The sequence below is a fragment of the Methyloferula stellata AR4 genome (assembly GCF_000385335.1).
Lineage (GTDB): Bacteria > Pseudomonadota > Alphaproteobacteria > Rhizobiales > Beijerinckiaceae > Methyloferula > Methyloferula stellata.
On the sequence record NZ_ARWA01000001.1, the window covers coordinates 3,096,256 to 3,118,092 of the forward strand.

Consider the following 21,837-nt stretch of genomic DNA (forward strand, 5'->3'; position numbering starts at 1 on the left):
AGCAAAGTGTAAGCGGTTTTGCGCCCGCATCCCGCTCTAAATTATTGAATCGATCACGTTTCATGATCTAGAGGCGGATCGCTTTACTCGCACGACGTATGGAAGCGAAGCGGCGCCGGATTGGCAAAGAGCGCGTCGCAGCGCATCCGGTTGATGAGGAACCAGCCGCCAATCACGAGAAACGCCAGAACGAGAAGCCCCAGGATGAAAGCACCAGGGCTGTGATAGTCTTGCGTAAGGTGGCGCTGCTGCTCGGCACGCGCCTCTTGCGCACGTTTCCTGTCTGCCTCCGCGGCGGCACGGATTTCCTCCTGGCGTGCGGCCCAACGCTGCTTTGGCGAAGCATCGATCTTCGGTTCCTGCGGTGTCTCAACCATTCCATGCCCTGACCGGCCACCGACCTTACCGAAATCTAGGCTGCTGAACCTGCTTCAACTGCGCAGTACAACGCAAGCGCCGCCCGCGCGCAATATCTTGTTGCACAAGGCATTGGCTTCCGCACGTGAGGACGCTGGCACCCGGACCCTATAGAATGGCGCGAAGCCGCGATCTGGCGCCCGGCCGCCAAGGATCATCGGTTCGACATCGCCGATGAGATTTCGAAGTTTCGTCGCCGTTCGGTCATAGGCAGCCAAAGCCGCGCTCTTCGAAAAGCTGCCGCTCAGCTGAACGCCCCAGGGCGCGGTCAGCACGGAACCGGCAAATCGCGTGGGTTCGCCTTTGCGGATCGAAGCGGCCAATTCCAGGCATGACCGATTGGATGCCTCACCGTCGAAATGGCTTCCGGCGGCCGGTCCGTTCCAATCTTCGACCGGACGCTGCGTGATGTTGAGCACGTAGCTTCTCGTCTCGCTCGGCAGGTCGCCACGGCCGGCGATCCAATTCGCAACCCGGTTAGGACCGGCGTTATAGGCGGCCGCGGCCAGTCCGAGATTTCCGAAGCGTTGTTTAAGGGAAGCCAGAAGTTCGGCGGCCTTCGGGATCGCTTCAGCGGGATCGAAAGGGTTGGCCAATTTCCAATCATCGGCGGTGCCCGGCATGAATTGCGCGATGCCTTTTGCACCTGCCGGACTGACCGCCCGCGCGCGAAAGCTGCTTTCTTGCCAAATCAGGCGGGTCAAAAACACGATCGGCAGATCCTGCGCCTTCGCAGAGGCTTCGATCAGAGAGCAAACCGACGTCTCAACCGGCTCATCTTGCGGTTGCGTCAGGGCTCGTTGCGAAGCCGCCCCGCAGATCATAACGGCAAGAGGAAAAGCCAGGGCTCGCACGAGCTTGGTCATGATCCAATCCGAATGGCCTGGTTTGGACGCGCGTCGCCGATCGATCCGCTCTCCGCACCGGAGCTTCATGGCGGTTATGTTTAGCTGAAAAAAGCCGGAGCAAAATCGCGCGGGAGACAGCTTTGAGCATTTCGCGCAAACCGCTTACCAAACGCTTAAACCGAAGGCTTTCGCGCCTGACGAACCCGATAATTCGTATCAATTTATGCGATTAAACAGCCGATTTATAGAGCTTTTGCTGGCAGCGTGAGGGAGTCGCATGGCCGCTCTTTTCCTCATCAAAACGGGTGACGGCCGTCTCACGGTCAAATCAATGAACGAAGAATTCGACGTTTGCCGTTGAGCCTATGGAAAGAAGTTCGCACGCTTCGACAGCCGTTTGGCGCACGAGTTGTTGCAGGTCGTGCCCAAAGATTTTCGTTGATCCCAATTCCGGTCGCTGACGAACACATATTGGATTGTGCATTTTCTGTCGTTTTTTCCTCGCGAGGTAAAAGATGCGTAGTTTTCGCATGTTGCGAGGCCATCTCCCTACGCTATATCGATCCATGTGAACGCAATATGCAGAAGCGATGAAAGGCACCCCATGGCCAACACGACAGCGGAGCTCGAGGCGCTCCTTATGCAGCGATCGCTGACCGACGAGCAGCTTCTCGCAGCGGCAGGAGCGGCGGAGGATTTCCGGATCCTGCCCGACGCGGCGGTGATCAAGATCGGCGGCCAGAGCATCATCGACCGCGGCCGCGCGGCCCTCTACCCGCTCGTCGACGAGATCGTGGCCGTCCGCAAGGCCCACCAGCTTCTGATCGGCACCGGCGCAGGTACGAGGGCGCGGCATCTCTACTCGATCGCGGCAGGGCTTAATCTGCCAGCGGGCGTGCTCTCGCAGCTTGGTGCCTCCGTCGCCAATCAGAACGCCGTCATCCTGGGACAGCTTCTCGCGAAATACGGTATCAGCGCGGTCGACGGCGCCGGTCTCTCGGCGGTACCGCTCTATCTTGCCGAGGTCCACGCCGTCATTTTCAGCGGCATGCCGCCCTATGGCCTGTGGATGCGTCCGGCCCCCGACAGCGTCATTCCGCCCTACCGCACCGATGCCGGATGCTACCTCCTCGCCGAGCAGTTCGGCTGCAAAGCGATGATCTTCGTGAAGGACGAAAACGGCCTCTATACAGAGAACCCGAAAACCTCGAAGAGCGCCAAATTCATTCCGAAGATCTCGGTTGACGAGATGAAGGCGCAGGGACTGCACGATTCAATCCTTGAGTTCCCAATGCTCGACCTGCTTAAGGCGGCGCGCTACGTCCGCCAAGTGCAGGTTGTGAACGGCCTCGTCCCCGGCAACCTAACCCGCGCGCTCGCCGGCGAGCACGTCGGCACGATTATCACCGCGAGCTAGGAAACAACTCTCATGGCCGACAACAGCACCAGCATCAAACACGTCGCCTCGCCGCTCGCGCGCCAGACGCTCCTCGACGACCAACTGACCAGCCCGGTCGCTGGCAGGCGCCCGGTCCGTCTTCTCCCCTGGCTTCAAGTCGTGAAGATCGGCGGACGCTCCATCATGGATCGCGGCGCGGACGCGATCTTGCCCGTTGTGGACGAGCTTCGGAAGCTCTTGCCCGAGCACCGTCTGCTCATATTGACCGGCGCCGGCATCCGCGCCCGCCACATCTACGGCGTCGGCCTCGATCTCGGTCTGCCGGTCGGCTCGCTCGCCCCACTCGCCGCGAGCGAGGCTGGCCAGAATGGCCACATCCTCGCGTCGCTGCTCGCACCGGAAGGCGTCTCCTACGTCGAGCACCCAACCATCGCGAATCAGCTCGCAATCCACCTCTCCGCCGCTCGCGCGGTCGTGGGAAGCGCCTTTCCTCCCTATCACCATCACGAGTTCCCGACTTCGCGTATCCCGCCAAACCGGGCTGACACAGGCGCGTTTCTGCTCGCCGACGCGCTCGGGGCAGCCGGCCTCACGATCGTGGAGGACGTGGATGGGGTGTATGATATCGACCCCAAGGGGCCCGGCGGGGAAAAGGCAAAGCTCATCAGCGAGACGAGCGCCGCTGACCTCGCGAAGTTCAAGGGCTCGCTGCCGGTCGACCGCGCACTCATCGAGGTTATGGCGACCGCGCGCCAACTCGAGCACGTGCAGATCGTGAACGGTTTAGTGCCGGGGCGGATCACCGCCTCGCTGCGTGGCGAGCATGTCGGGACGATCATCCACACCGGCGTGCGGCCGGCCTGAGCGTACAGGGAAATGAGCGGCGCCGCGTTCGCATGAATAGCGCTATCGCGGCCGCCCATCTTTAACGCTTGGCCGTCCGGCTAGAGCTTAATGGCGGTCGGGATCGTGCCAAAAATCGACGCAGCCGACGATCTTCGATCGCCCTTGCAGGAACGTTCCGCGCTAAGTATCTGATATTTGGTGAAAAAGGGAGTTTTTAGCTAGCTGGCAGGAGAGGAGGGACTCGAACCCACAACCCCCGGTTTTGGAGACCGGTACTCTAACCAAATTGAGCTACACTCCTACAGCGCGCTAGTTTTACCCGGATCGCCGAGGTGGACGCAAGCCCAAAGCGCTGGTGGCCAAGATTAAACCGGCTCGACCCAGACAGCCGTGCCATAGGCCAGGACTTCGGTTATGCCGTCCATGATCTCATTGGCATCGTAGCGCATGGCGACGATGGCATTGGCGCCGGCCTGCCCCGCATGTTCGCACATATGGTCGAAGGCTTCCTGCCGCGCCGTCTCGGCCAGGTAGACATAGGCACCGATCTTGCCACCGAACATTGAGCGAAGTCCGCCCAAAAAATTGCCGATGAGATTGCGCGAGCGCACGGTAATGCCGCGCACGACGCCGAGATGCCGGACGATGCGATAGCCCGAGATGTCATTCGTGGTCGAGACCATCATGGCTCTATCCGGCCGGCTTAACTTTCGGCGTCCGAAAATCGGACTTACCATCTCAGAGTCATTCCTCGACGGCAATCATGTTTCCGGCTTCGTCATATTCGAGGAAGGTGGTCACATCGTCCATCATGATCTCGGCCGATTTCAACAGGCCGCTCGGATGATAATCATAATAATGCGACAGTTCGATCGCCGAATAGACCATCTTCTCGAAGCCGATCATCCGGTCGTCCTTGTCGAAATAGGCGATGATGAACGTATTGCGGTTACTCAAATCCTTCTCTTCGAGCGGATTGACCATTCTGACCGGCAGTTTGATGCCCGTATAGGAGACGAAATAACGGCTGCACACCGCACCTTCCGGCATGGTCAGCACCACTGGCTCTTCGGCTTCTTCCGCCATTCGCCCTCTCCCCGGGATCGTTCGTCCATCAACACATGTTTGGACGCCTGAATCACTTGCGGGAAGCGAGGCGGGTCCGTTTTAAATTTCTAAGGGTCTCCGCGGCGCAAGGCAAGTTCGGCCTCCGGGACCGAGGGCCGCCACATGCGGCGCGGCGCGCCCGTCCGCGACCTCGTTCCGGCCCTGCCCTATATGGAAGTAACATATAACGTGATTTATCGGTCATAGGCCAAAGGCATAGTATTGCAGAGTGTATCGCGGATCGAGTTGGAGATTGGCATGGCCGCAAAGCGCCTCGACATTTTTCATTCCCTGGCCTGCGCCGCGTCGCTTGTCCTCCTGGCAGGCGCGGTCCAAGCGGAAGGGCTGGCACCCAGCCCCGCCTTTCCGCTGGTCAAGGCGGCCGCGACCGAGGGGCCACAAAGCACGCAATTTGCGCTCGACGGACTGGTGATGACACCCGCGACCTATGACCGCGCGGCCCTGGCCGCGCTGCCGCAGTCGACGCTCAAAGTCGGCGATATCACCTATAGCGGCGTCTCGCTTTGGACGCTGTTGAGCAAGGCCGACATCGTCACGCATCCCGATATCAAAAACGACATCTTGCGCGAATTCGTGGTCGCAACTGCGAGCGACGGCTACATGCTCGTGATCTCGCTCGGCGAAATCGATCCCGATTTCGGCAATCAGCCCTGTCTCATCGCCACGCAGCGCGACGGCGCCGATTTCACCTCCGGCGGCTTCGCGCGTCTGGTGTTTCCAAACGACGTCAAAAAGGGCCGCTGGGTCATCAATCTGACTGGGCTGAAAGTGTCGGAAGCCCCGTGAAAAATCACGAAGATGGGCGCGGCTCGAATTCCGCGGCGCGCAGATGCCGCGCCATATGGTCGAGCACGGCATTGATCATGCCGGCCTCTTCCAGCCCAAAAAACGCGCCGGCGACATCGACATATTCCTTGATGACGACGCGGGCGGGAACGTCGGTGCGCTTCTTCAGCTCATAGGCGCCGGCACGGAGGATCGCACGCAAAACGGAATCGACGCGCGCCAGAGGCCAGCCTTCCACCAAAGTCTTGTCGATCAGCCGATCGAGCGGGCCTTGATCTTCGAGTACGCCCGACAAGACATCGCGAAAAAACGCGACTTCGGCATCATTATACTGTTCACCCTCGATTTCATTGCCGAGCCAGAAGGCTTCGAATTCGGCGAAGACCTCGTTCAAGCCTTTTTCCGTGACCTCCATTTCATAGAGGGCCTGGACGGCCGCAAGCCTCGCAGCGGAGCGCTCGATCGCTTTCGCCATCAAAGCGCTCCCGCTTTGCGTTTGAGACGATAGAGCGCGAGCGCCGCGCGGGCCGCATCGCCGCCTTTGTCGCCTTGCTCCGGATCGGCGCGGACGATCGCCTGGGTTTCGTTTTCCACGGTAAGAACGCCGTTTCCAAATGCAAGCTTACGCGCGACGGCGAGATCGGTCAGGGCGCGCGCGCTTTCGTTCGAGACGATTTCGAAATGATAGGTCTCGCCGCGGATCACGCAGCCAAGCGCGATCGCGCCATGATAAGGTTCGGATGTCGCACTCGCCCCATCGAACAGAGCCGCCAGCGCGATCGGAATTTCGAGCGCGCCGGGCACGCTGACGACATGGACATGCGCGCCGGCCTTCGCGAAGGCCCGTTTCGCACCTTCGAGCAGCATGGCGCCAATATGATCATAGAACCGCGCCTCGACAATGAGGAAGCGGGCGCCTTCGACGCCTTCATCCTCTGAAGCGGGTGATCGGTTCGGTTCGGCCATTTCATACTCTGGAAAACGATAGATCACGTTCCATGATTTTGGATCGAATCGATCCAAAATCATGGAACGTGATCGATTCAATAAGTTAGAGCGGGATGCGGGCGCAAAACCGCTTACACTTTTGCTCATCCCGCTCTAGAGGCCCGAAACGCGTTATAACCGCTTCGATCGCTGGCCCGTGAGTAACAAGCGCGGCTTCCATGTGCAAGCCAGACAGTCGCGGCATTCCGCCTTCCGCGACACATGAGCATAGTCTCGAAAAGTCAAAAGCTTATTGCGCCGGGTTTCATCCCATCCTGCGCGCGCCTATGCCTTGCTCGCGCTGAAAATTGACGAGATCGAGCGACGGCGCTTCGCTTTTGAGACTCGTCAATAGCGCGTGAACCTGACCGCGATGATGCGTCTGATGATTGAACCAATGCGCCAAGGCGGGTGCGAGCGGCTGCACGATTTCGCCGGTCGTGGTGATGGGCCGGTAGCGGATCTCGCCTGCGAGAGCTTGATCGTCGAGAGACTCGATATAAGCGATGATGCGTGCATCCTGCGCGCGGCGTGCCTGATGCAAAGCGGGTAAGGACTCGTGCAGGATCGCATCGAGGCTCGACGGAAGCGGACCTTCGCCGGTGAATCTTTGCATCCAGACAAGATCGCCGACGAGAATATGATTCAGCGTGCCATGCACCGATTTGAAGAACGCGCCTTTGTCGGCGCGATAATCCGCATCCGAAAGCCCGGCGGCGGCAGCGAAAACGCGCTCATTCGCCCATGCGTTATAGCCGGCGAACATTTGCCAATGCGACTTCATCACGACGTCCTCGAATTCCTTCCTGCCAAATGAAAAAGGCACAAAGCCTTTTGGGACATCGTGCCTTTCGATTATGTCACGGGCAATGGCAGCCGTGAGGCGCTTAAACGCGCAAGCCGCTCAGTTCGGCCAGCACTTGGCGCCGCGCGGCCCAAGATGGAAACCGGGAGGGCAAGGACGGCCGCGATAATAACCGCCCGCTTGTCCACCGGCGCGGCAGCCCCCATAAGGTCCGCGATGGCCGTAGACGCCACAGCCGCCATAGACGAGCGTGACCTCCGGCGCCGTGGCGCCTTCAAGATTGGCAGCCGGCATGGCTTGCGCGGTCTGCGCGGCAAAGATCAAAGCCGCCGCGGCGGTCATAGAAAAAAGTCCTTTGAGCACATATCCCTCCGAAGTCGGATGCTGTTGCATCAATATTGCTACGCCAGCTTCATAACATTATCGAAACAGCGCGGGGAACCGGGGCTTCCGCTTTGTCCGCAGTTTTGCTGCCGTCACAAAGCACCTGCGTCGAGCGGGTTTGCCTCTTCCCACCCCACCCGCAAATGCTCTAATAGCTCAACCAAGCGATCTTTACGGTTACATACTACCACCCGCAGGGTCCAATCTCCGGATTTTCACGAGAGCGGAAGAGCTCTTCTTGCAATCGAGGACGAATAAAAATGGCGACCGACTATCCGTTCATCCGTGCCTATCACAAATATCTAAGCTCCCGCGAGACGACGGTCGATAACGCGGTCCGGCAAGCGCGCCGCGAATTCGCTCTGCCTGACGTGATGGAATATGACGAGGCGGCCAAACGCTGGAAACGCTTTTCGGAAATCGAAGCCCAGGCCGAGGGCGGCGACGAAGAGAAAGCCGAGTTCTGCAAAAAAATACGCGAGATCATGAGATAGTGCGAGCTGCCGGACGTCACTTGTCGGCTTCGGCGAGCCTCGCCGCATAGCGCGCCATCAGATCGACTTCGAGATTGATCTTATCGCCGGCTTGGCGCTCGTCCCAGGTCGTGACGGCCAATGTATGCGGGATCAATAATACCGAGAAGACATCACCTTCGACATCGTTGACGGTAAGCGATGTGCCGTCGAGACAGATGGAGCCTTTTTCGGCGATGAAACGCGCGAGGTTTTTCGGCGCCCGGATTGAAAAGCGCTTCATGCCGTCGAAGGCTTCGATCGCGAGGATCTCCGCCACAGCATCAATATGGCCGGTCACGAGATGGCCGCCGAGCTCGTCGCCGATCTTCAAGGAGCGTTCGAGGTTGAGATGCGTCCCCGCACGCCACGCGGAAGCCGTGGTGCGAGCCAAAGTCTCGGCTGCGACATCGACCTCGAACCAGGTTTTACTCTTGCCCCGGCCCACGGCGACCGCGGTGAGACAAGGCCCGGCACAAGCGATGGACGCACCTTGCGCGATGCTCTCTGCCGGATAGGCGCAAAGGATGCGTACGCGGTTCAATTCACCGCGCGCCTCGACGCTCGCCACTTCGCCAACATCGGTGATGAGCCCGGTGAACATCAAAGCGTCCTTTCATAGCGCATAAGCCGGTCCTCGCCCAAGATCCGGGTTTCGGCAAAGCGATAATGGGTTTCATCCGCGAGTCTTGCATTGGCGGCCGCATCGAGTGCCGGCAGACCCTCGCGGCCCAACGACTTTTGGCTCGTCAATATCAGGACCTCGTCCGCGATACCGGCGGCAATCAAAGCTGCGCCCAAATGCGGGCCGCCTTCGCTCAAAACCCGCGTGATCCCGCGTCCGGCAAGCAATCGAAGCGCCGCGTTGAGATCAACATGCCCCGCCTTGTCGCAAGGCACGGTCGCGACCTCGACATGCTTTGCCTCGAGCGCCTTGACCGCCTCGCCATCGGCGCCGTCTCCAGCGACCACCAAAGTCGGCACCTCCGTCGCCGTCACCGCGAGCCAGGACGCCGGAGACAGAAGCAGTTTCGTATCGAGCACCACGCGCAAAGGCTTGCGCGCTTCAAGTCCGGGCAGACGCACCGTCAGCAAAGGATCATCGGCCAACGCCGTTCCGCTGCCGATCAAGATCGCATCATAAAGAGCGCGCTGCATATGGACGAAGCTATAGGTCAACTCGCCGGAGATGACGAGCCGCGGCGCACCGGGGACATCCGCAGCATAGCCATCGGCCGTCTCGGCGAGTTTCAATGTGACCATAGGGCGCCCCGCTGTCACGCAGAGGAAATGACCGAGATGAAGCCGCCGCGCTTCTTCCTCGCAAACGCCGGTCACGACCTCGACCCCGGCTTCCCGCAGACGCCGATAGCCCTCTCCGGCGACTTTCGGATTGGGGTCTCCGATCGCCGACACGACGCGGGCGATTCCCGCGGCTATGATGGCATCCACGCAAGGCGGCGTCTTGCCGTGATGGCTGCACGGTTCGAGCGTGACATAGAGCATCGCGCCTTTGGCAAGTTCGCCCGCCTCTTCAAGCGCCAGGACCTCGCCATGCGGACGGCCACCCTGCCCCGTCACGCCGCGTCCGACAATCAGCCCGTCCTTGACGACGAGCGCGCCGACGGAAGGGTTGGGCGCGGCAAGACCAAGGCTTCTGCGGCTGAACGACAGAGCCGCAGCCATCAGCCGCGCATCCTCTTCGATATGACTCATAAAAGCCTTTACGCCCGGCTCGGCGAACGGCCCTTCGCGGTCCGCTCTTCGGGCTCCGGCTCGACCGCCGGATCGCTGCCCGCCAACTCATCGATCAGTGTATTGAAATCGCGCGCTTCGCGGAAATTCCGATAGACCGATGCGAAACGCACATAGGCGACGCTGTCGAGCGACCGCAATCCCTCCATCACGAGTTCGCCGATCTTGTCGCTTTGGATATCGCTTTCGCCCTGGCTTTCAAGCTGCCGCACGACGCCATTGATCATGCGCTCGACGCGCTCGCCCTCGACCGGCCTTTTGCGCATGGCAACTTCGACCGAGCGCATCAGCTTGTCGCGATCGAAAGGTACGCGGCGGCCGGATTTCTTGACGACCGTCAGCTCGCGCAATTGCACGCGTTCGAAAGTCGTGAACCGCCCGCCGCAATCGGGACAGACCCGCCGCCTGCGAATGGAAGACGCATCTTCCGTCGGCCGCGAGTCCTTCACTTGCGTTTCGAGGCTGCCGCAATAGGGGCACCGCATGAAAATCCAATCTCAATTCGTCATGAGAGCAGCATGCGGGCGAGCCCTCACGCCGGCCTAGTAGATCGGGAAACGCTGCGTCAGGCCCGCGACGTCCGCCTTCACCTTGGCTTCGACCGCGCCATTTTTCTCGTCGCCGTTCTTGGCCAGCCCGTCGAGCAATTCGACGATCAACTCGCCAACTTTCTTGAATTCGGCGATGCCGAAGCCGCGCGAGGTCGCAGCCGGAGCACCGAGCCTGATGCCCGACGTCACCATCGGGCTTGCGGTATCGAAGGGGACGCCGTTCTTGTTGCAGGTGATATGCGCCCGGCCCAAGGCCGCTTCCGCCGCCTTGCCGGTGAGGTTCTTCGGCCGCAGATCGACAAGCATCAGATGATTATCCGTGCCCTTCGACGCAAGGTCGAAGCCGCCCTCGAGGATCGAGCTCGCCAGCGCCTTGGCATTCTCGACCACTTGCCGCGCATAGATCTTGAAGCTCGGTTGCAGGGCCTCACCGAAAGCGACCGCCTTGCCGGCGATGACATGCATGAGCGGACCACCCTGCAGGCCGGGGAACACCGCCGAATTGATCTTCTTTGCGATATCCTGATCATTCGTCAGCACGAGACCGCCGCGCGGGCCGCGCAAGGTCTTATGCGTGGTGGAGGTGACGACATGCGCATGCGGGAACGGTGAAGGATGCACGCCGCCCGCCACGAGGCCTGCGAAATGCGCCATATCGACCATGAAAATCGCACCGACCGAGTCGGCGATTTCGCGGAACTTGGCGAAATCCCAAAAGCGCGGATAGGCCGAACCACCGGCGATGATCATCTTCGGCTTATGTTCCAGAGCGAGCTCCGCGAGCTTCTCCATATCGATCAGATGATCGTCCTGGCGCACGCCATAGGAGACGGGCTTGAACCATTTGCCGGACATGTTCACCGGCGAGCCGTGAGTCAGATGGCCGCCGGCCGCGAGATCCAGGCCAAGGAACGTATCGCCCGGCTGAAGCAGCGCCAAAAACACCGCCTGATTGGCCTGGCTGCCGGAATTCGGCTGCACATTGGCGAAACCGCAGTCGAAGAGGCGCTTCACGCGCTCGATGGCCAGATTTTCGGCGATATCGACGAATTGGCAGCCGCCGTAATAGCGTCGGCCCGGATAGCCCTCGGCATATTTATTCGTCAGGACCGAGCCCTGCGCTTCGAGCACCGCCTTGGAGACGATGTTTTCGGAGGCGATCAGCTCGATCTCGTCGCGCTGACGGCCAAGCTCTTGCGCGATCGCGGCAGCGACTTCCGGATCCGCTTCGGCGAGACTTGCAGCGAAGAAAGAATTCGATGCGTGCCTGGGATCGGCGGCGGATTGGCTCATAGACGGTAACTCCTCGGAACGAACGTGGGATGCCAGAAAGCGGCCCTCTGGCTCGAATCCATGCGAAAAAACGTTGGTCTTTGCCCTTAGCACGCCTGTTTCGGGACGCAAAGACGGCTTTGAAGGCACAATATGGTATCGAAGCTGCGACGAAAACGCCTGCCGGCCCTTTCAAGAGCGGCAGGCGCGAAAGCCAAGGGGGAAGAGCGGCCCTCTGCCGCTCGCCGGGATTACTGCTCGTCGCTCATCGGCGGCAGCGTCTGCTGCTGGCCGCCATAGCCCTGACCGCGCCCAGAACCCTGTTCGCCGCCATAATAGCCTTGGCTGCCGCCATAGGCCGGGCTCGGCTGCTCATTATTGACGACCGCTTGTTGCGTCGGCGGAACGATCGCCTGGGCAACATTGCCGCCAAATCCATCGCGCTGATAGATGTCGTCGCGGAACTGAATGGTTCCATCGGGCGTCGCCCAAGCGGTAATATAGACCCAATAGACCGGTACTGGCGTCGCGAGCTTCACGTCAACGCGTTCGCCGGAGCGGATGACCTCGTCGATATGATCGCGATCCCAGCCGGGATTGTCCTTGAGGAGCCATGCGACATAGTCACGGACGTTCTGCACGCGGATACAGCCCGACGAAATGAAGCGGAAATCGTCGCCGAAGACGCCCTTGGTCGCCGTGTCGTGCATGTAAACCCCGTAAGGGTTGTTGATATTGATGCGCACGACGCCGAGCGAATTATTGTCGCCCGGATCTTCCCGGAACTTGTAATTCACGGCTTCCAGCGAGTTCCAATTGATCTGCTGCGGCTGCACTTCCTGGCCGTCTCTATTGTAGATATGGATCCGGTTCTCGGAGAGATAGTTCGGATCGGCCTGCATCTTGGGAATCAGATCCTTGCGGATGATCGAGACCGGCACCGTCCAATAGGGATTGAAATTAATGTCGATCGCCTTGGTCATCATGACCGGCGATTGGCGGTCGATCTTGCCGACGCCGGCGATGTGATGCGTCGCCACGACACCGTTTTCGACGGTTTCGACCGCCGCTGCCGGAATATTGGCCATGACGAAACGGCCGCCGAGATTGCCCGAATAAGAGCGCAGCCGCACGATATTGATCTCAAGCTGCTGCAGCCGCACGTCGGCGGAGACATTCAGGGCCGTGAAAGTCTCCTGCGAGACGACGCCTGTTTCACCTATCCCGTGCCGGGCCTGGAAATGCTTGACGCCGGCATCGACGTAGGAGTCGAAGATCGGCGAGCCGCCCGAGGCGGAATCGAGATCGCCCGAGGCGATCAAGCGCTTCCTGAGCGCGACGACGGCCGGACCGCTGACGCCGAGTTTGAGGGTGTGGCCTGCCGGCACCGTCCCCCACCCGCCGCGAGACACGATCTCGCGATAATGTTCGATGGCCTGCTCGGTCGCCGCCAAAGTCTGGGGCGAAAGTACCGGTGTCGTCGACCTTGTGACGGCCAGATGCTCGTCCGCATCGTAGCGCTGCGCCCATTCGGCCTGCGCATCGAAATGCTGTGCCGCGGCCGTGGTTACAAAACCGAAAACCCCGAGAGCCGCGGAAAACCCGGCCACTGCCAGGCTGCTTGTGCTCTTGAGGGAAGAAAATGAAGGTTTCGCCACCTTGGAAGCTCCAAATCCTGACCGGGCCGCGGAAAATCTCGGGCGGTCCTTGCGATGTCACGGAAGCATAGCGCCCTCTTAACGCCTCGCTAAGAGAACGGCCAGTCCTGAATAAGCATCGATGGAGTTAACAAGGGGGAAATAGCGCGGCGAATTTGTGGCACCGGCGGCAGGTTTCCCATTCTGGTGGAAGAACCGCGGTCATGTGACTCAAATCACACAAGTTTTGCCGATAGGTCCAATCCGGCAAACGCGTCGCCGGATATATCCACTGAAGACGGGCGCCCCGTTCCGTCTTCCCGCTTGCAATCAATTGACCGAAATCGATTCGAAAACAATCGTCCAGATATCATCAGAGCCGGTAGCGGATCTGATCGGTCCAGAAGCGTTCGAGCCGAACCAGCGACTGATTGAGCTTGGCGAATTCCTCGGGCGAAATGCCGCCGATCTGCTCGACCGTGGTTGCATGCTTGTCGTAAAGCATTGCCACGATCTTATGCACCTCCCTGCCCTTGTCGGTCAGGCTGATGCGAACCGAGCGCCGGTCAAGCCGCGAACGGGAGTGATGGAGGTACCCCATCTCCACGAGCTTCTTGACGTTGTAGGAGACGTTCGAGCCGAGATAATAGCCGCGCGTGCGGAGCTCTCCAGCTGTCAGTTCCTTGTCGCCGATATTGTAAAGCAGCAAAGCCTGCACCGAATTGACATCGCTGCGGCCGCGCCGGTCAAATTCATCCTTGATGACATCGAGCAGCCGGCGATGCAGACGCTCGACCAAAGTCAAGGCTTCAAGATAGACAGGACGAACCTCACTGATGCGCTCGGCGCGAACCTGCGAGACATCCGTCTTGAGTGCATTATTCATGGACCCAACCCTCACTCTTGCGTCGACCGGCGTCATTTAGGCCGGCCCTTCGATGAGATCAGCTATACGGTCGAGCCAATGAAGACGAGTTTAAGTAACAGCCTGAATCATAGGTTTATTATTTGAAGTGAATCAGCGGTGAATTCAAACGAATCTTTACGATGAAAATCTGCTTAAACTCTAGTATATCCAATTTTAATCATTCCGCCTTGAACGATCTAGACAAATAACAACCAGAAGGCTCCCTACTTGCGAGATGGGGCGCGCCTAAACTGTCCGCTAGAATGTCCTGCCTTCCATGTCAAAACGAAATAGATCAAAATTAGAATGAAATTTGACAGAATAACGAGCTTTTCCGCCGCGAAGAAATGCGGGAGTGCAACCGCGACGAAGATCTGCGACACCGCCGCGAGAAGCCACAGCACGCCGCCCCATGGCGTCGCCAGCCACAGGCCGACAGCGGCGACGAGATCGAGTACGCCGAAGTAAATCACCGCCGAAGCCACGGCTGGCCGCATGGAATCGAACAGCGGCTTCGACGACATCAAGACATCGATCCAATGGATCAGCCCCTCGGCCATCCAGAGCCCGGCCAGGAGGCGCATGAAAACGACGAGCACAAGTCCCCATCGCATGGCCTCGCGCTCGGCCCGCGCCTTTTCGCCAAGCCTGATCGCGGCGCCGAATTCCTCGGCGCCCTCGGCGCGGCTGAACGAGTGCGGAATGTTCATCGCGCATGATCCCGAAAAGGTGCGGACTTTTCGGAGGCGATCATGTGCGGAAAAAAGCCAGAGATGTGAAAACCCGCGAGGTTGCGCATTCCTCGGGTCGAGCGGCAGACCGAAACACGGGTTTGAGGCGTCATATCGCGCAATCTGCGGCGATCACGCGCCAAAGTCCAGGTCGCCGTCTGGAAGCGGCGCGAAGAAGGGCTCGATATCGGCCAGTTTGACGGCGTCGATCTCCGACGGGCTCCATTTCGGCTGCCGGTCCTTGTCGACAAGCACGGCCCGGACGCCCTCGTAAAAATCGGCGTTTTTCATCATCCGGCTCATCATGCGATATTCGAGCTTGATGGCCTCGTCGAGTTCGAGTTTCGGGCCGATCTGCATCTGCCGCAAAGCGATCGCCAGACAGGTCGGCGAATTCTTGGCAATCGCATCATAGGTCTCAGTGGCGAAATCCATCCCGGCATAACCCGCTTCATCGATCTCGCCGAGGATCGCGTCGACGGTCGAAGGTGCGAAGCAGAGTTTGATGAAATTGGCATATTCCATCATCTTCGATGTAGATGCGGGTTCGGCCTTCAGCGCCGCAATGGCCGCCTCCGGCGCTTCGCCCGCGACGAGCCTTTGCGTAAGCTCGGAGAATTTCGAAGACGGCACATGCGCATTGACGAGGCCTATCGCGACCGCATCGGCCGTGTTCGCCCGGCTAGCCGTAAGCGCGAGGTAAGTCCCGGCATTGCCCGGCAGGCGCGACAGAAAATAGGTCGCGCTGACGTCCGGAAACAGACCGATCGCGGTCTCAGGCATGGCGAACGTATAGGTGTCGCCCGCGACGCGGTGCGAGCAATGCATCGCAAGACCGGCGCCGCCGCCCATCACGATGCCGTCGACGAGCGCGACGATCGGCTTCGGATAAAGCTTCATCCGCCGGTTGAGCGTATATTCCTCGCGGTAGAAGGTCATCTGCAGGTCGTGCGCGCCCGCCTTACCGTGCTCGTAGAGCCGCTTGATGTCGCCGCCGGCGCAAAAGGCCTTGTCGCCCGCGGCGCGCAGCACGACCGTTTTGACGTCGGAATCTTTTTCCCAGGCATCGAGCACCGCGGCTATGGCGCGGGTCATGCCATTGTTGATCGCGTTCAGGGCCTGCGGGCGATTGAGCGTAAGGACGCCGGCAGCGCCCTGCTTTTCGCTGATAATCTCTGAATCGGTCATCGCGCCTTGAAACTTTTCGGATTTGTCCGGCAGAGACCGATCGCGGAAAACCGGCTTTTCGGTGCCAAACCAACGCGGCAGGGCTTAGACCGAGGGGCCCCCTCCGTCAACGCGGCCAAATGGCGGCTCTAGACGGACCCGCCAGTTAACCTCACAATATATTTCATTTTTCTGACGTCTGCGTGCTAGGCTACCGTCAACCATCCGGAGAATTCCCATGGCCACACCCTTGCGCCCGAAGGCGGAGCTGACACCAGTCGTTGAAACGAAAGCAGGCGAAGCGCTCGACTTGACGCATCGCATGCGCCGCAACCGCAAGGCGGAATGGACGCGCAAGCTCGTGCGCGAAAACGTGTTGACGACCGGCGACCTGATCTGGCCGATCTTCATCATCGAGGGCACGAACAAGCGCGAGCCCATCTCGTCCATGCCGCTGGTCGAGCGGCTCTCCGTCGACGAGGCGGTCCGCGCCGCGGGCGAAGCGGTCGAACTCGGCATTCCGGCGATCGCGCTTTTCCCGCACACCGATCCAGCCATGCGCGATCCGCGCGGCAGCGAAGCGCTCAATCCGCAAAATCTCGTCTGCCGCGCCTGCGCCGCGATCAAGAAGGAAATTCCGGACTTAGGCCTCATCACCGATATCGCGCTCGATCCTTATACGAGCCACGGCCATGACGGCGTGATGCGCGGCGAAGACATCTTGAACGACGAAACGGTCGAAATCCTGGTTCAGCAGGCACTGAACCAGGCGCGTGCGGGCTCCGATATCATCGCACCCTCCGACATGATGGACGGACGCGTCGGCGCGATCCGGGCGGGCCTCGATGCCGAAGGTTTCGAGATGGTGCAGATCATGGCCTATGCGGCGAAATATGCCTCGGCCTTCTACGGGCCGTTCCGCGATGCCATCGGCACCAGCGCGACGCTCATAGGCGACAAGCGCACCTATCAGATGGATCCCGCCAATTCCGACGAGGCGCTGCGCGAGGTCGCGGCCGACATCGAGGAAGGCGCCGATATGGTGATGGTCAAACCCGGTCTGCCCTATCTCGATATCATCCGCCGGGTGAAGGATAATTTTTCGATACCGACCTTCGCTTATCAAGTCTCGGGCGAATATGCGATGATCATGGCGGCGGCCTTGAACGGATGGATCGACGGCGACCGCGCGATGATGGAAAGCCTGATCGCCTTCAAGCGCGCCGGCGCCGACGGCGTGCTCACCTATTTCGCGCCGCGCGTCGCACGGAAGCTGCGTGAACGGCGGTGAGTTTGGCATGGGCCGGCGAGCCAAATCTTGGCTTTTGCCGTAATCAAAGGGCCATCATTTCCGTCGCAAATCGCCCGCTCATTCTTCCGTTTCGTCGGTCTCCTGGGGCAGTTCGAACTGCATCAAGACGGTATCGAGCCAGCGGTCATTTTTCCGGCCGACCTGACGCAAGACCCCCGCTTTGGTAAAACCCAATTTCTCATGCATGCGGATCGCGCTGATATTTTCCGCATCGCCGATGACCGCGATCATTTGACGGAAACCGCGTAGGGCTGACTCATAGATGAGGTTTGAAAGCAGCATCTCCCCAATGCCGAGCCCTTGAAACCCGTCACGCACATAAACCCAGTCTTCGACGGTTTTCGCGTAGGCCGCCCGCGCGCGATAGGCGTTCGCATAAGCAAATCCCATCACCCTGCGCTCGTCTTTACGCTCCGCTACGATGAATGGATAATTCGACGCAGCCATCACCCGCCAGCGGATCTTCATTTCGGCTTCGCCTGGCGGCTCGGTTTCGAAAGTGCCGGTGCTGTTTAAGACTGCATGCCTATAGATAGCGGTGATCGCAGGGATATCGTCTTCGTCTAAATCGCGAATAACGACTTCGCTAAAAAATTTCGGAATAGACAAGCATTTCTCCAACTTTGCGACAAAGGAAAGCAACTTCCGGACCGTAGCTTTTCGGCGGAGCGGGAGTTGCGCGGCGCCATCTGGCCCTCGGTGGTCGTCGTTTATGCACGCGATCCCGCTGATTTTTCCCGGCACTCGGACCACCCGCGTGCCCAAATTATCGTGATGGGCGCGTGTACGTAAGCCGACGGATAGACTTAAGGTGGGTAAATGGCCATGCCGAACCCTCAAGCGAGCCGGCGTCAGCAAAGATTGAGGTGCATCAATGTATCCCCCTTGGGAGCTTTGTAAATGTTGGCCAGGACAGTCGCGTGCTAGGGTCGATCGCGAATAAGTTTTTTCCGTTTCAAGGTATGATCTGCTTCACAAAGGTCGGATTCAATCCTTGGGAACATGATTTGGAAAATCGATGGATCCAATCGCTTCAGTGGGCACAGTCGTTGCGGTTCGAGGTGCCGTCGTCGACGTCGTCTTCGACAGTGCCGTGCTGCCGCCGATCAATACGGCCTTGGTCGTAGAATGGGATCGGCCGGAAGCGCTGATTCTTGAAGTGCACAGCCATGTTGATCCCGAGACCGTCCGCGGCATCGCCATGCAAACAACGGCGGGGCTTGCCCGCAACACGAAGGTTCGGGCGACTGGAGCGCCGATCGCGGTTCCGGTTGGAGATGCGGTCTTGGGGCGCCTCCTCGATGTCGTCGGGACGATGCGTGACCGTGGTCCTGCTCTGCCATCCGATATTCAGCGATGCGGCATCCACAATCCACCGCCGGCCCTGGATGAAGAGACTTCGGCCACCGCAGTGTTCGAGACCGGTATCAAGGTGATTGATCTTCTTGCACCGCTCGCCCAGGGCGGAAAGGCTGCCATGTTCGGCGGCGCTGGCGTCGGCAAGACCGTCCTCGTCATGGAACTGATCCACGCCATGGCCGAAAAATACAAAGGAATCTCCGTCTTTGCCGGTGTCGGAGAGCGCTCTCGCGAAGGCCACGAGCTCTTGACCGATATGCAGGGTTCAGGCGTGCTTGCGCATACGGTGCTTGTTTATGGGCAGATGAACGAACCGCCAGGCGCGCGTTGGCGGGTGCCGCTGACAGCGCTCACGATCGCCGAATATTTTCGCGACCAGAAACATCAGAACGTGCTGCTTCTGATGGACAATATTTTCCGCTTCGTCCAGGCCGGCAGCGAATTGTCGAGTCTGCTCGGACGTTTGCCGTCGCGCGTCGGCTATCAGTCGACGCTCGCGACCGAAGTAGCCTCGTTGGAAGAACGCATCGCATCTGTGGCTGGCGCGTCGGTGACCGCGATCCAGGCCGTCTATGTCCCAGCGGACGATTTCACCGATCCGGCGGTGACCGCGATCTCCAGCCATATAGACAGCATCATCATGTTGTCCCGCCGGCTCGCGGCAGAGGGCTTTTACCCGGCGGTCGATCCCCTCGCCTCATCCTCCGTTTTGCTCGATCCCCTCGTCGTCGGAGAGGAGCATTATGGCCTTGCGGAACGCGCCCGCGAAGCGCTTGCCCGCTTCAAGGACCTCCAGGACATTATCGCCCTACTCGGTGTCGAGGAGCTTGGCGCGACCGACCGCCTCATCGTCAAAAGAGCCCGCCGGCTGCAGCGTTTCCTGAGCCAACCTTTTACAGTGACGGAAGCTTTCACCGGGATGCCTGGCCGCAGCGTCAGCCGCACCGATACACTCGCTGGCTGCCGCGCCATTCTCGATGGCGAGACCGACGACTGGGCCGAGAGTTCCCTCTACATGATCGGAACCCTGGAGGAGGCGCGACAAAAAGAGGCCAATGCCGCAAAGACCGGAGGCAAGGCATGAAACTGCGCATCATCACGCCGCTGGCGGTCGTCGTCGACGTCGATGGCGTGGTGGCATTGCGTGCGGAAGACAGCAGCGGCAGCTTCGGGATCCTGCCGCGGCATGCGGATTTCCTCACGAGCCTCGCGATCTCCGTCGTGAGCTGGAAGTGCACGGAGGGAACCAGCCGCTATTGCGCCGTGCGCCGTGGCGTCCTCTCCGTGACTGGCGGCCAGGACATCGCCGTTGCAACCCGCGAGGCGGTCATAGGTGACGACCTCGCGACACTCGAAGACACAGTTCTTGCCCGCTTCCGCGCCGATATCGAGACGGAGCGGACGGAACGCGTCGAGAGTACCCGACTGCAACTCGCCGCCATTCGTCAGATTATGCGCCATCTACAGTCGGACGGGCGCCAAGGCAGCGGGATTTTCGCATGACCATGCCGGAGCCCGAGCCAGATGAGAAAGACCCCCTACTGGAAAACGTTCAACTGCGTGATGAGCGCCACAAGCGTTGGCTGCGTGAAGGCGACCCTTCGGTCGCCCGGCGTCTGGCCCAGATCGGCGTGCTGGGCTGGATCATCGTCGTGCCTATGTTGATCGGCGTCTTCGTCGGCCGTTGGCTCGACCAAATGTTCAACTCCGGACTCTTCTACACGGCGCCGCTCTTGATGCTCGGGGTCGCGCTCGGATGCTGGTCCGCTTGGAAATGGATGCAGAGCGCATGAGCCTCCTCGCTTTCAATGGCCTTCCTGCGTGGGCATGGGCCCTCGGCCTCGCGGCGCATTTCGGCGCCGGAGTCGGACTGGGCCTTGTCTATTTTCGGGCTTTAATGTGGAACGCCCGGTTGTTTGCTTTGGGCGGTCGCGTGACGACGGCGATCGGTCTGATGATTGGCCGCTTCGCTCTTTTGGGCGTGCTGCTGATAGCGGCGAGTCTGGAAGGTGCCCTGCCGCTGCTCATTACGGCACTCGGCGTGCTCCTCGGCCGCTGGCTCGTCATGCGCAGAGCGATGGACACCGCATCATGAGGTCACCACTCAGCAGCGTCACACTCTTTCATCTGGGCCCTGTTCCGATCTCCGCCGGCGTCGTGACGACCTGGGCGATCATGGCGGTGCTGGTCATCGGCAGCATCATTGTCACCCGCAGGCTGTCGCTCGTGCCGTCAAAGGTGCAGGCGGCTTTCGAGCTGATCGTCGATGTGCTGGACAGTCAGATCCGCGCGACGATGCAGCTGGAGCCTGCGCCCTACCGCGCCTTTATCGGGACTTTGTTCGTCTTCATCTTTGTTGCCAATTGGTCCACACTCATACCGGGTGTCGAACCGCCGACAGCGCATCTTGAAACCGATGCCGCACTCGCGCTCCTCGTATTTGTGGCGGTGATCTGGTTCGGCATCCGGGCCGGCGGAATCGGCGGTTATCTCGCGACTTTCGCTTCGCCCAATCCGATCATGATTCCACTCAACTTCATCGAGAGCCTCACACGCACGTTCTCATTGCTTGTACGCCTGTTCGGGAATGTGATGAGCGGGGTCTTCGTGATTGGCATCGTTTTGTCGCTCGCGGGCCTTCTGGTGCCAATCCCGCTGATGGCGCTCGATCTCCTGACCGGGGCGGTGCAGGCCTATATTTTCGCGATCCTGGCGATGGTCTTCATTGCCGGGGCGATCAGCGAAACACAATCCAAACCAGACACATCCAGCCAAGGGACTCCTTTATGAACTGGCTAGCCTTCGTCAGCATCATCTCGGCCGCTGTGGCGGTCTCGTTCGGGGCGATCGGCCCGGCGCTCGCCGAAGGGCGCGCGGTGGCTGCCGCCATGGACGCCATCGCACGCCAACCCGAGGCGGCCAACACTATCTCGCGCACATTATTCGTCGGTCTTGCGATGATCGAGACCATGGCAATCTATTGCCTCGTGATCGCGCTGCTTCTGCTGTTCGCCAACCCGCTGTTGAAATGACG

28 protein-coding genes and 1 tRNA gene are annotated in these 21,837 nt (G+C 60.0%); 11 read left to right on the forward strand and 18 right to left on the reverse strand.

Annotation, left to right across the window (positions count from 1 at the left end):
- Window positions 1-83: 83 nt before the first annotated feature.
- Together A3OQ_RS0115210 and A3OQ_RS0115215 are read right to left on the reverse strand one after the other, a co-directional pair.
- Entirely contained in the window at window positions 84-377 is a 294-nt protein-coding gene (locus A3OQ_RS0115210; RefSeq protein ID WP_020176269.1) for a hypothetical protein, read from the reverse strand.
- A gap of 54 nt (window positions 378-431) precedes the next feature.
- Window positions 432-1,283: a lytic transglycosylase domain-containing protein gene (locus A3OQ_RS0115215; RefSeq protein WP_020176270.1), complete on the reverse strand. Its 852-nt coding sequence runs from the start codon at window positions 1,281-1,283 to the stop codon at window positions 432-434.
- A 586-nt stretch (window positions 1,284-1,869) separates the two neighbouring features.
- On the opposite strand from A3OQ_RS0115215, the gene A3OQ_RS0115225 reads away from it, so the two are divergent.
- Window positions 1,870-2,682: an amino acid kinase family protein gene (locus tag A3OQ_RS0115225; RefSeq protein ID WP_020176271.1), complete on the forward strand. Its 813-nt coding sequence runs from the start codon at window positions 1,870-1,872 to the stop codon at window positions 2,680-2,682.
- 12 nt (window positions 2,683-2,694) lie between these two features.
- Window positions 2,695-3,528, forward strand: coding sequence for an amino acid kinase family protein (locus A3OQ_RS0115230; RefSeq protein ID WP_020176272.1), 834 nt, complete (start codon window positions 2,695-2,697; stop codon window positions 3,526-3,528).
- Window positions 3,529-3,733: 205 nt separating this feature from the next.
- On the opposite strand, the gene A3OQ_RS0115235 is transcribed toward A3OQ_RS0115230, so the two are convergent.
- From A3OQ_RS0115235 to A3OQ_RS0115245, 3 genes are all read right to left on the reverse strand, one after another.
- Window positions 3,734-3,811 (reverse strand) — tRNA-Trp (locus A3OQ_RS0115235).
- A 64-nt stretch (window positions 3,812-3,875) separates the two neighbouring features.
- The gene (locus tag A3OQ_RS0115240) at window positions 3,876-4,196 is read right to left on the reverse strand and encodes a YbjQ family protein (protein WP_026595862.1); all 321 of its coding nucleotides are present in this window, start codon (window positions 4,194-4,196) and stop codon (window positions 3,876-3,878) included.
- A 58-nt stretch (window positions 4,197-4,254) separates the two neighbouring features.
- Window positions 4,255-4,596 carry a DUF6156 family protein gene (locus tag A3OQ_RS0115245; protein WP_020176274.1) on the reverse strand — a complete coding sequence of 114 codons (342 nt, stop codon included), beginning with the start codon at window positions 4,594-4,596 and terminating at the stop codon, window positions 4,255-4,257.
- A 279-nt stretch (window positions 4,597-4,875) separates the two neighbouring features.
- On the opposite strand from A3OQ_RS0115245, the gene A3OQ_RS0115250 reads away from it, so the two are divergent.
- Entirely contained in the window at window positions 4,876-5,424 is a 549-nt protein-coding gene (locus A3OQ_RS0115250) for a molybdopterin-binding protein (RefSeq protein ID WP_026595864.1), read from the forward strand.
- Window positions 5,425-5,428: 4 nt separating this feature from the next.
- On the opposite strand, the gene nusB is transcribed toward A3OQ_RS0115250, so the two are convergent.
- From nusB to A3OQ_RS0115270, 4 genes are all read right to left on the reverse strand, one after another.
- A complete protein-coding gene (gene nusB / locus A3OQ_RS0115255; RefSeq protein WP_020176276.1) occupies window positions 5,429-5,899 on the reverse strand; it encodes a transcription antitermination factor NusB in 471 nt (156 codons plus the stop codon).
- The gene (ribH, locus tag A3OQ_RS0115260; RefSeq protein WP_026595865.1) at window positions 5,899-6,390 is read right to left on the reverse strand and encodes a 6,7-dimethyl-8-ribityllumazine synthase; all 492 of its coding nucleotides are present in this window, start codon (window positions 6,388-6,390) and stop codon (window positions 5,899-5,901) included. Before ribH ends, nusB begins: the two co-directional genes overlap by 1 nt.
- A 286-nt stretch (window positions 6,391-6,676) precedes the next feature.
- A complete protein-coding gene (locus tag A3OQ_RS0115265; protein ID WP_026595866.1) occupies window positions 6,677-7,195 on the reverse strand; it encodes a DinB family protein in 519 nt (172 codons plus the stop codon).
- Between the two features lie 120 nt (window positions 7,196-7,315).
- Window positions 7,316-7,558, reverse strand: a complete 243-nt coding sequence (locus A3OQ_RS0115270; protein WP_026595867.1) for a GCG_CRPN prefix-to-repeats domain-containing protein — start codon at window positions 7,556-7,558, stop codon at window positions 7,316-7,318.
- A gap of 302 nt (window positions 7,559-7,860) precedes the next feature.
- Here A3OQ_RS0115270 and A3OQ_RS0115275 point away from each other — a divergent pair, with 302 nt between their 5' ends.
- Window positions 7,861-8,094, forward strand: coding sequence for a hypothetical protein (locus tag A3OQ_RS0115275; RefSeq protein WP_020176280.1), 234 nt, complete (start codon window positions 7,861-7,863; stop codon window positions 8,092-8,094).
- Between the two features lie 16 nt (window positions 8,095-8,110).
- Here A3OQ_RS0115275 and A3OQ_RS0115280 read toward each other — a convergent pair whose 3' ends face one another.
- The 8 genes from A3OQ_RS0115280 to A3OQ_RS0115320 all read right to left on the reverse strand — a co-directional run bounded on the left by A3OQ_RS0115280 (window position 8,111) and on the right by A3OQ_RS0115320 (window position 16,153).
- Window positions 8,111-8,716, reverse strand: coding sequence for a riboflavin synthase (locus A3OQ_RS0115280; RefSeq protein WP_020176281.1), 606 nt, complete (start codon window positions 8,714-8,716; stop codon window positions 8,111-8,113).
- Window positions 8,716-9,828 carry a bifunctional diaminohydroxyphosphoribosylaminopyrimidine deaminase/5-amino-6-(5-phosphoribosylamino)uracil reductase RibD gene (gene ribD / locus A3OQ_RS0115285; RefSeq protein WP_020176282.1) on the reverse strand — a complete coding sequence of 371 codons (1,113 nt, stop codon included), beginning with the start codon at window positions 9,826-9,828 and terminating at the stop codon, window positions 8,716-8,718. The genes A3OQ_RS0115280 and ribD overlap by 1 nt, the downstream gene beginning before the upstream one ends.
- A gap of 8 nt (window positions 9,829-9,836) precedes the next feature.
- The gene (gene nrdR, locus A3OQ_RS0115290; protein WP_020176283.1) at window positions 9,837-10,352 is read right to left on the reverse strand and encodes a transcriptional regulator NrdR; all 516 of its coding nucleotides are present in this window, start codon (window positions 10,350-10,352) and stop codon (window positions 9,837-9,839) included.
- Between the two features lie 57 nt (window positions 10,353-10,409).
- Window positions 10,410-11,711 (reverse strand): serine hydroxymethyltransferase, encoded by a 1,302-nt coding sequence (gene glyA, locus A3OQ_RS0115295; RefSeq protein WP_020176284.1) that lies wholly within the window; start codon window positions 11,709-11,711, stop codon window positions 10,410-10,412.
- A 230-nt stretch (window positions 11,712-11,941) separates the two neighbouring features.
- Window positions 11,942-13,300 carry a L,D-transpeptidase family protein gene (locus A3OQ_RS0115300; RefSeq protein ID WP_020176285.1) on the reverse strand — a complete coding sequence of 453 codons (1,359 nt, stop codon included), beginning with the start codon at window positions 13,298-13,300 and terminating at the stop codon, window positions 11,942-11,944.
- 400 nt (window positions 13,301-13,700) lie between these two features.
- The gene (gene ldtR, locus A3OQ_RS0115305; protein ID WP_020176286.1) at window positions 13,701-14,213 is read right to left on the reverse strand and encodes a transcriptional regulator LdtR; all 513 of its coding nucleotides are present in this window, start codon (window positions 14,211-14,213) and stop codon (window positions 13,701-13,703) included.
- A gap of 245 nt (window positions 14,214-14,458) precedes the next feature.
- A complete protein-coding gene (locus tag A3OQ_RS22640) occupies window positions 14,459-14,944 on the reverse strand; it encodes a DUF6163 family protein (protein ID WP_020176287.1) in 486 nt (161 codons plus the stop codon).
- 153 nt (window positions 14,945-15,097) lie between these two features.
- Window positions 15,098-16,153, reverse strand: a complete 1,056-nt coding sequence (locus tag A3OQ_RS0115320) for an enoyl-CoA hydratase/isomerase family protein (RefSeq protein ID WP_020176289.1) — start codon at window positions 16,151-16,153, stop codon at window positions 15,098-15,100.
- A gap of 217 nt (window positions 16,154-16,370) precedes the next feature.
- On the opposite strand from A3OQ_RS0115320, the gene hemB reads away from it, so the two are divergent.
- Window positions 16,371-17,423 carry a porphobilinogen synthase gene (gene hemB, locus A3OQ_RS0115325; RefSeq protein ID WP_020176290.1) on the forward strand — a complete coding sequence of 351 codons (1,053 nt, stop codon included), beginning with the start codon at window positions 16,371-16,373 and terminating at the stop codon, window positions 17,421-17,423.
- Between the two features lie 78 nt (window positions 17,424-17,501).
- Here the strand turns inward: hemB and A3OQ_RS22645 are convergent, their stop codons facing one another.
- Window positions 17,502-18,086: a GNAT family N-acetyltransferase gene (locus A3OQ_RS22645; RefSeq protein ID WP_020176291.1), complete on the reverse strand. Its 585-nt coding sequence runs from the start codon at window positions 18,084-18,086 to the stop codon at window positions 17,502-17,504.
- A 376-nt stretch (window positions 18,087-18,462) separates the two neighbouring features.
- Between A3OQ_RS22645 and atpD the strand changes: the two genes are divergently transcribed.
- Genes atpD through A3OQ_RS0115360 form a run of 6 tightly spaced genes read left to right on the forward strand, consistent with a single transcriptional unit; the run spans window position 18,463 to window position 21,835 of the window.
- Entirely contained in the window at window positions 18,463-19,887 is a 1,425-nt protein-coding gene (gene atpD / locus A3OQ_RS0115335; protein WP_020176292.1) for a F0F1 ATP synthase subunit beta, read from the forward strand.
- A complete protein-coding gene (locus tag A3OQ_RS0115340; RefSeq protein WP_020176293.1) occupies window positions 19,884-20,306 on the forward strand; it encodes a F0F1 ATP synthase subunit epsilon in 423 nt (140 codons plus the stop codon). Before atpD ends, A3OQ_RS0115340 begins: the two co-directional genes overlap by 4 nt.
- Window positions 20,303-20,596: an AtpZ/AtpI family protein gene (locus A3OQ_RS0115345; RefSeq protein WP_020176294.1), complete on the forward strand. Its 294-nt coding sequence runs from the start codon at window positions 20,303-20,305 to the stop codon at window positions 20,594-20,596. The genes A3OQ_RS0115340 and A3OQ_RS0115345 overlap by 4 nt, the downstream gene beginning before the upstream one ends.
- Complete coding sequence (locus tag A3OQ_RS0115350; protein WP_020176295.1) at window positions 20,593-20,898, forward strand: ATP synthase subunit I; 306 nt, start codon at window positions 20,593-20,595, stop codon at window positions 20,896-20,898. Before A3OQ_RS0115345 ends, A3OQ_RS0115350 begins: the two co-directional genes overlap by 4 nt.
- Entirely contained in the window at window positions 20,895-21,593 is a 699-nt protein-coding gene (locus A3OQ_RS0115355; RefSeq protein WP_020176296.1) for a F0F1 ATP synthase subunit A, read from the forward strand. The genes A3OQ_RS0115350 and A3OQ_RS0115355 overlap by 4 nt, the downstream gene beginning before the upstream one ends.
- On the forward strand, window positions 21,590-21,835 hold the full coding sequence (locus A3OQ_RS0115360; RefSeq protein ID WP_020176297.1) for a F0F1 ATP synthase subunit C: 246 nt from the start codon (window positions 21,590-21,592) through the stop codon (window positions 21,833-21,835). The genes A3OQ_RS0115355 and A3OQ_RS0115360 overlap by 4 nt, the downstream gene beginning before the upstream one ends.
- Window positions 21,836-21,837: the final 2 nt, after the last annotated feature.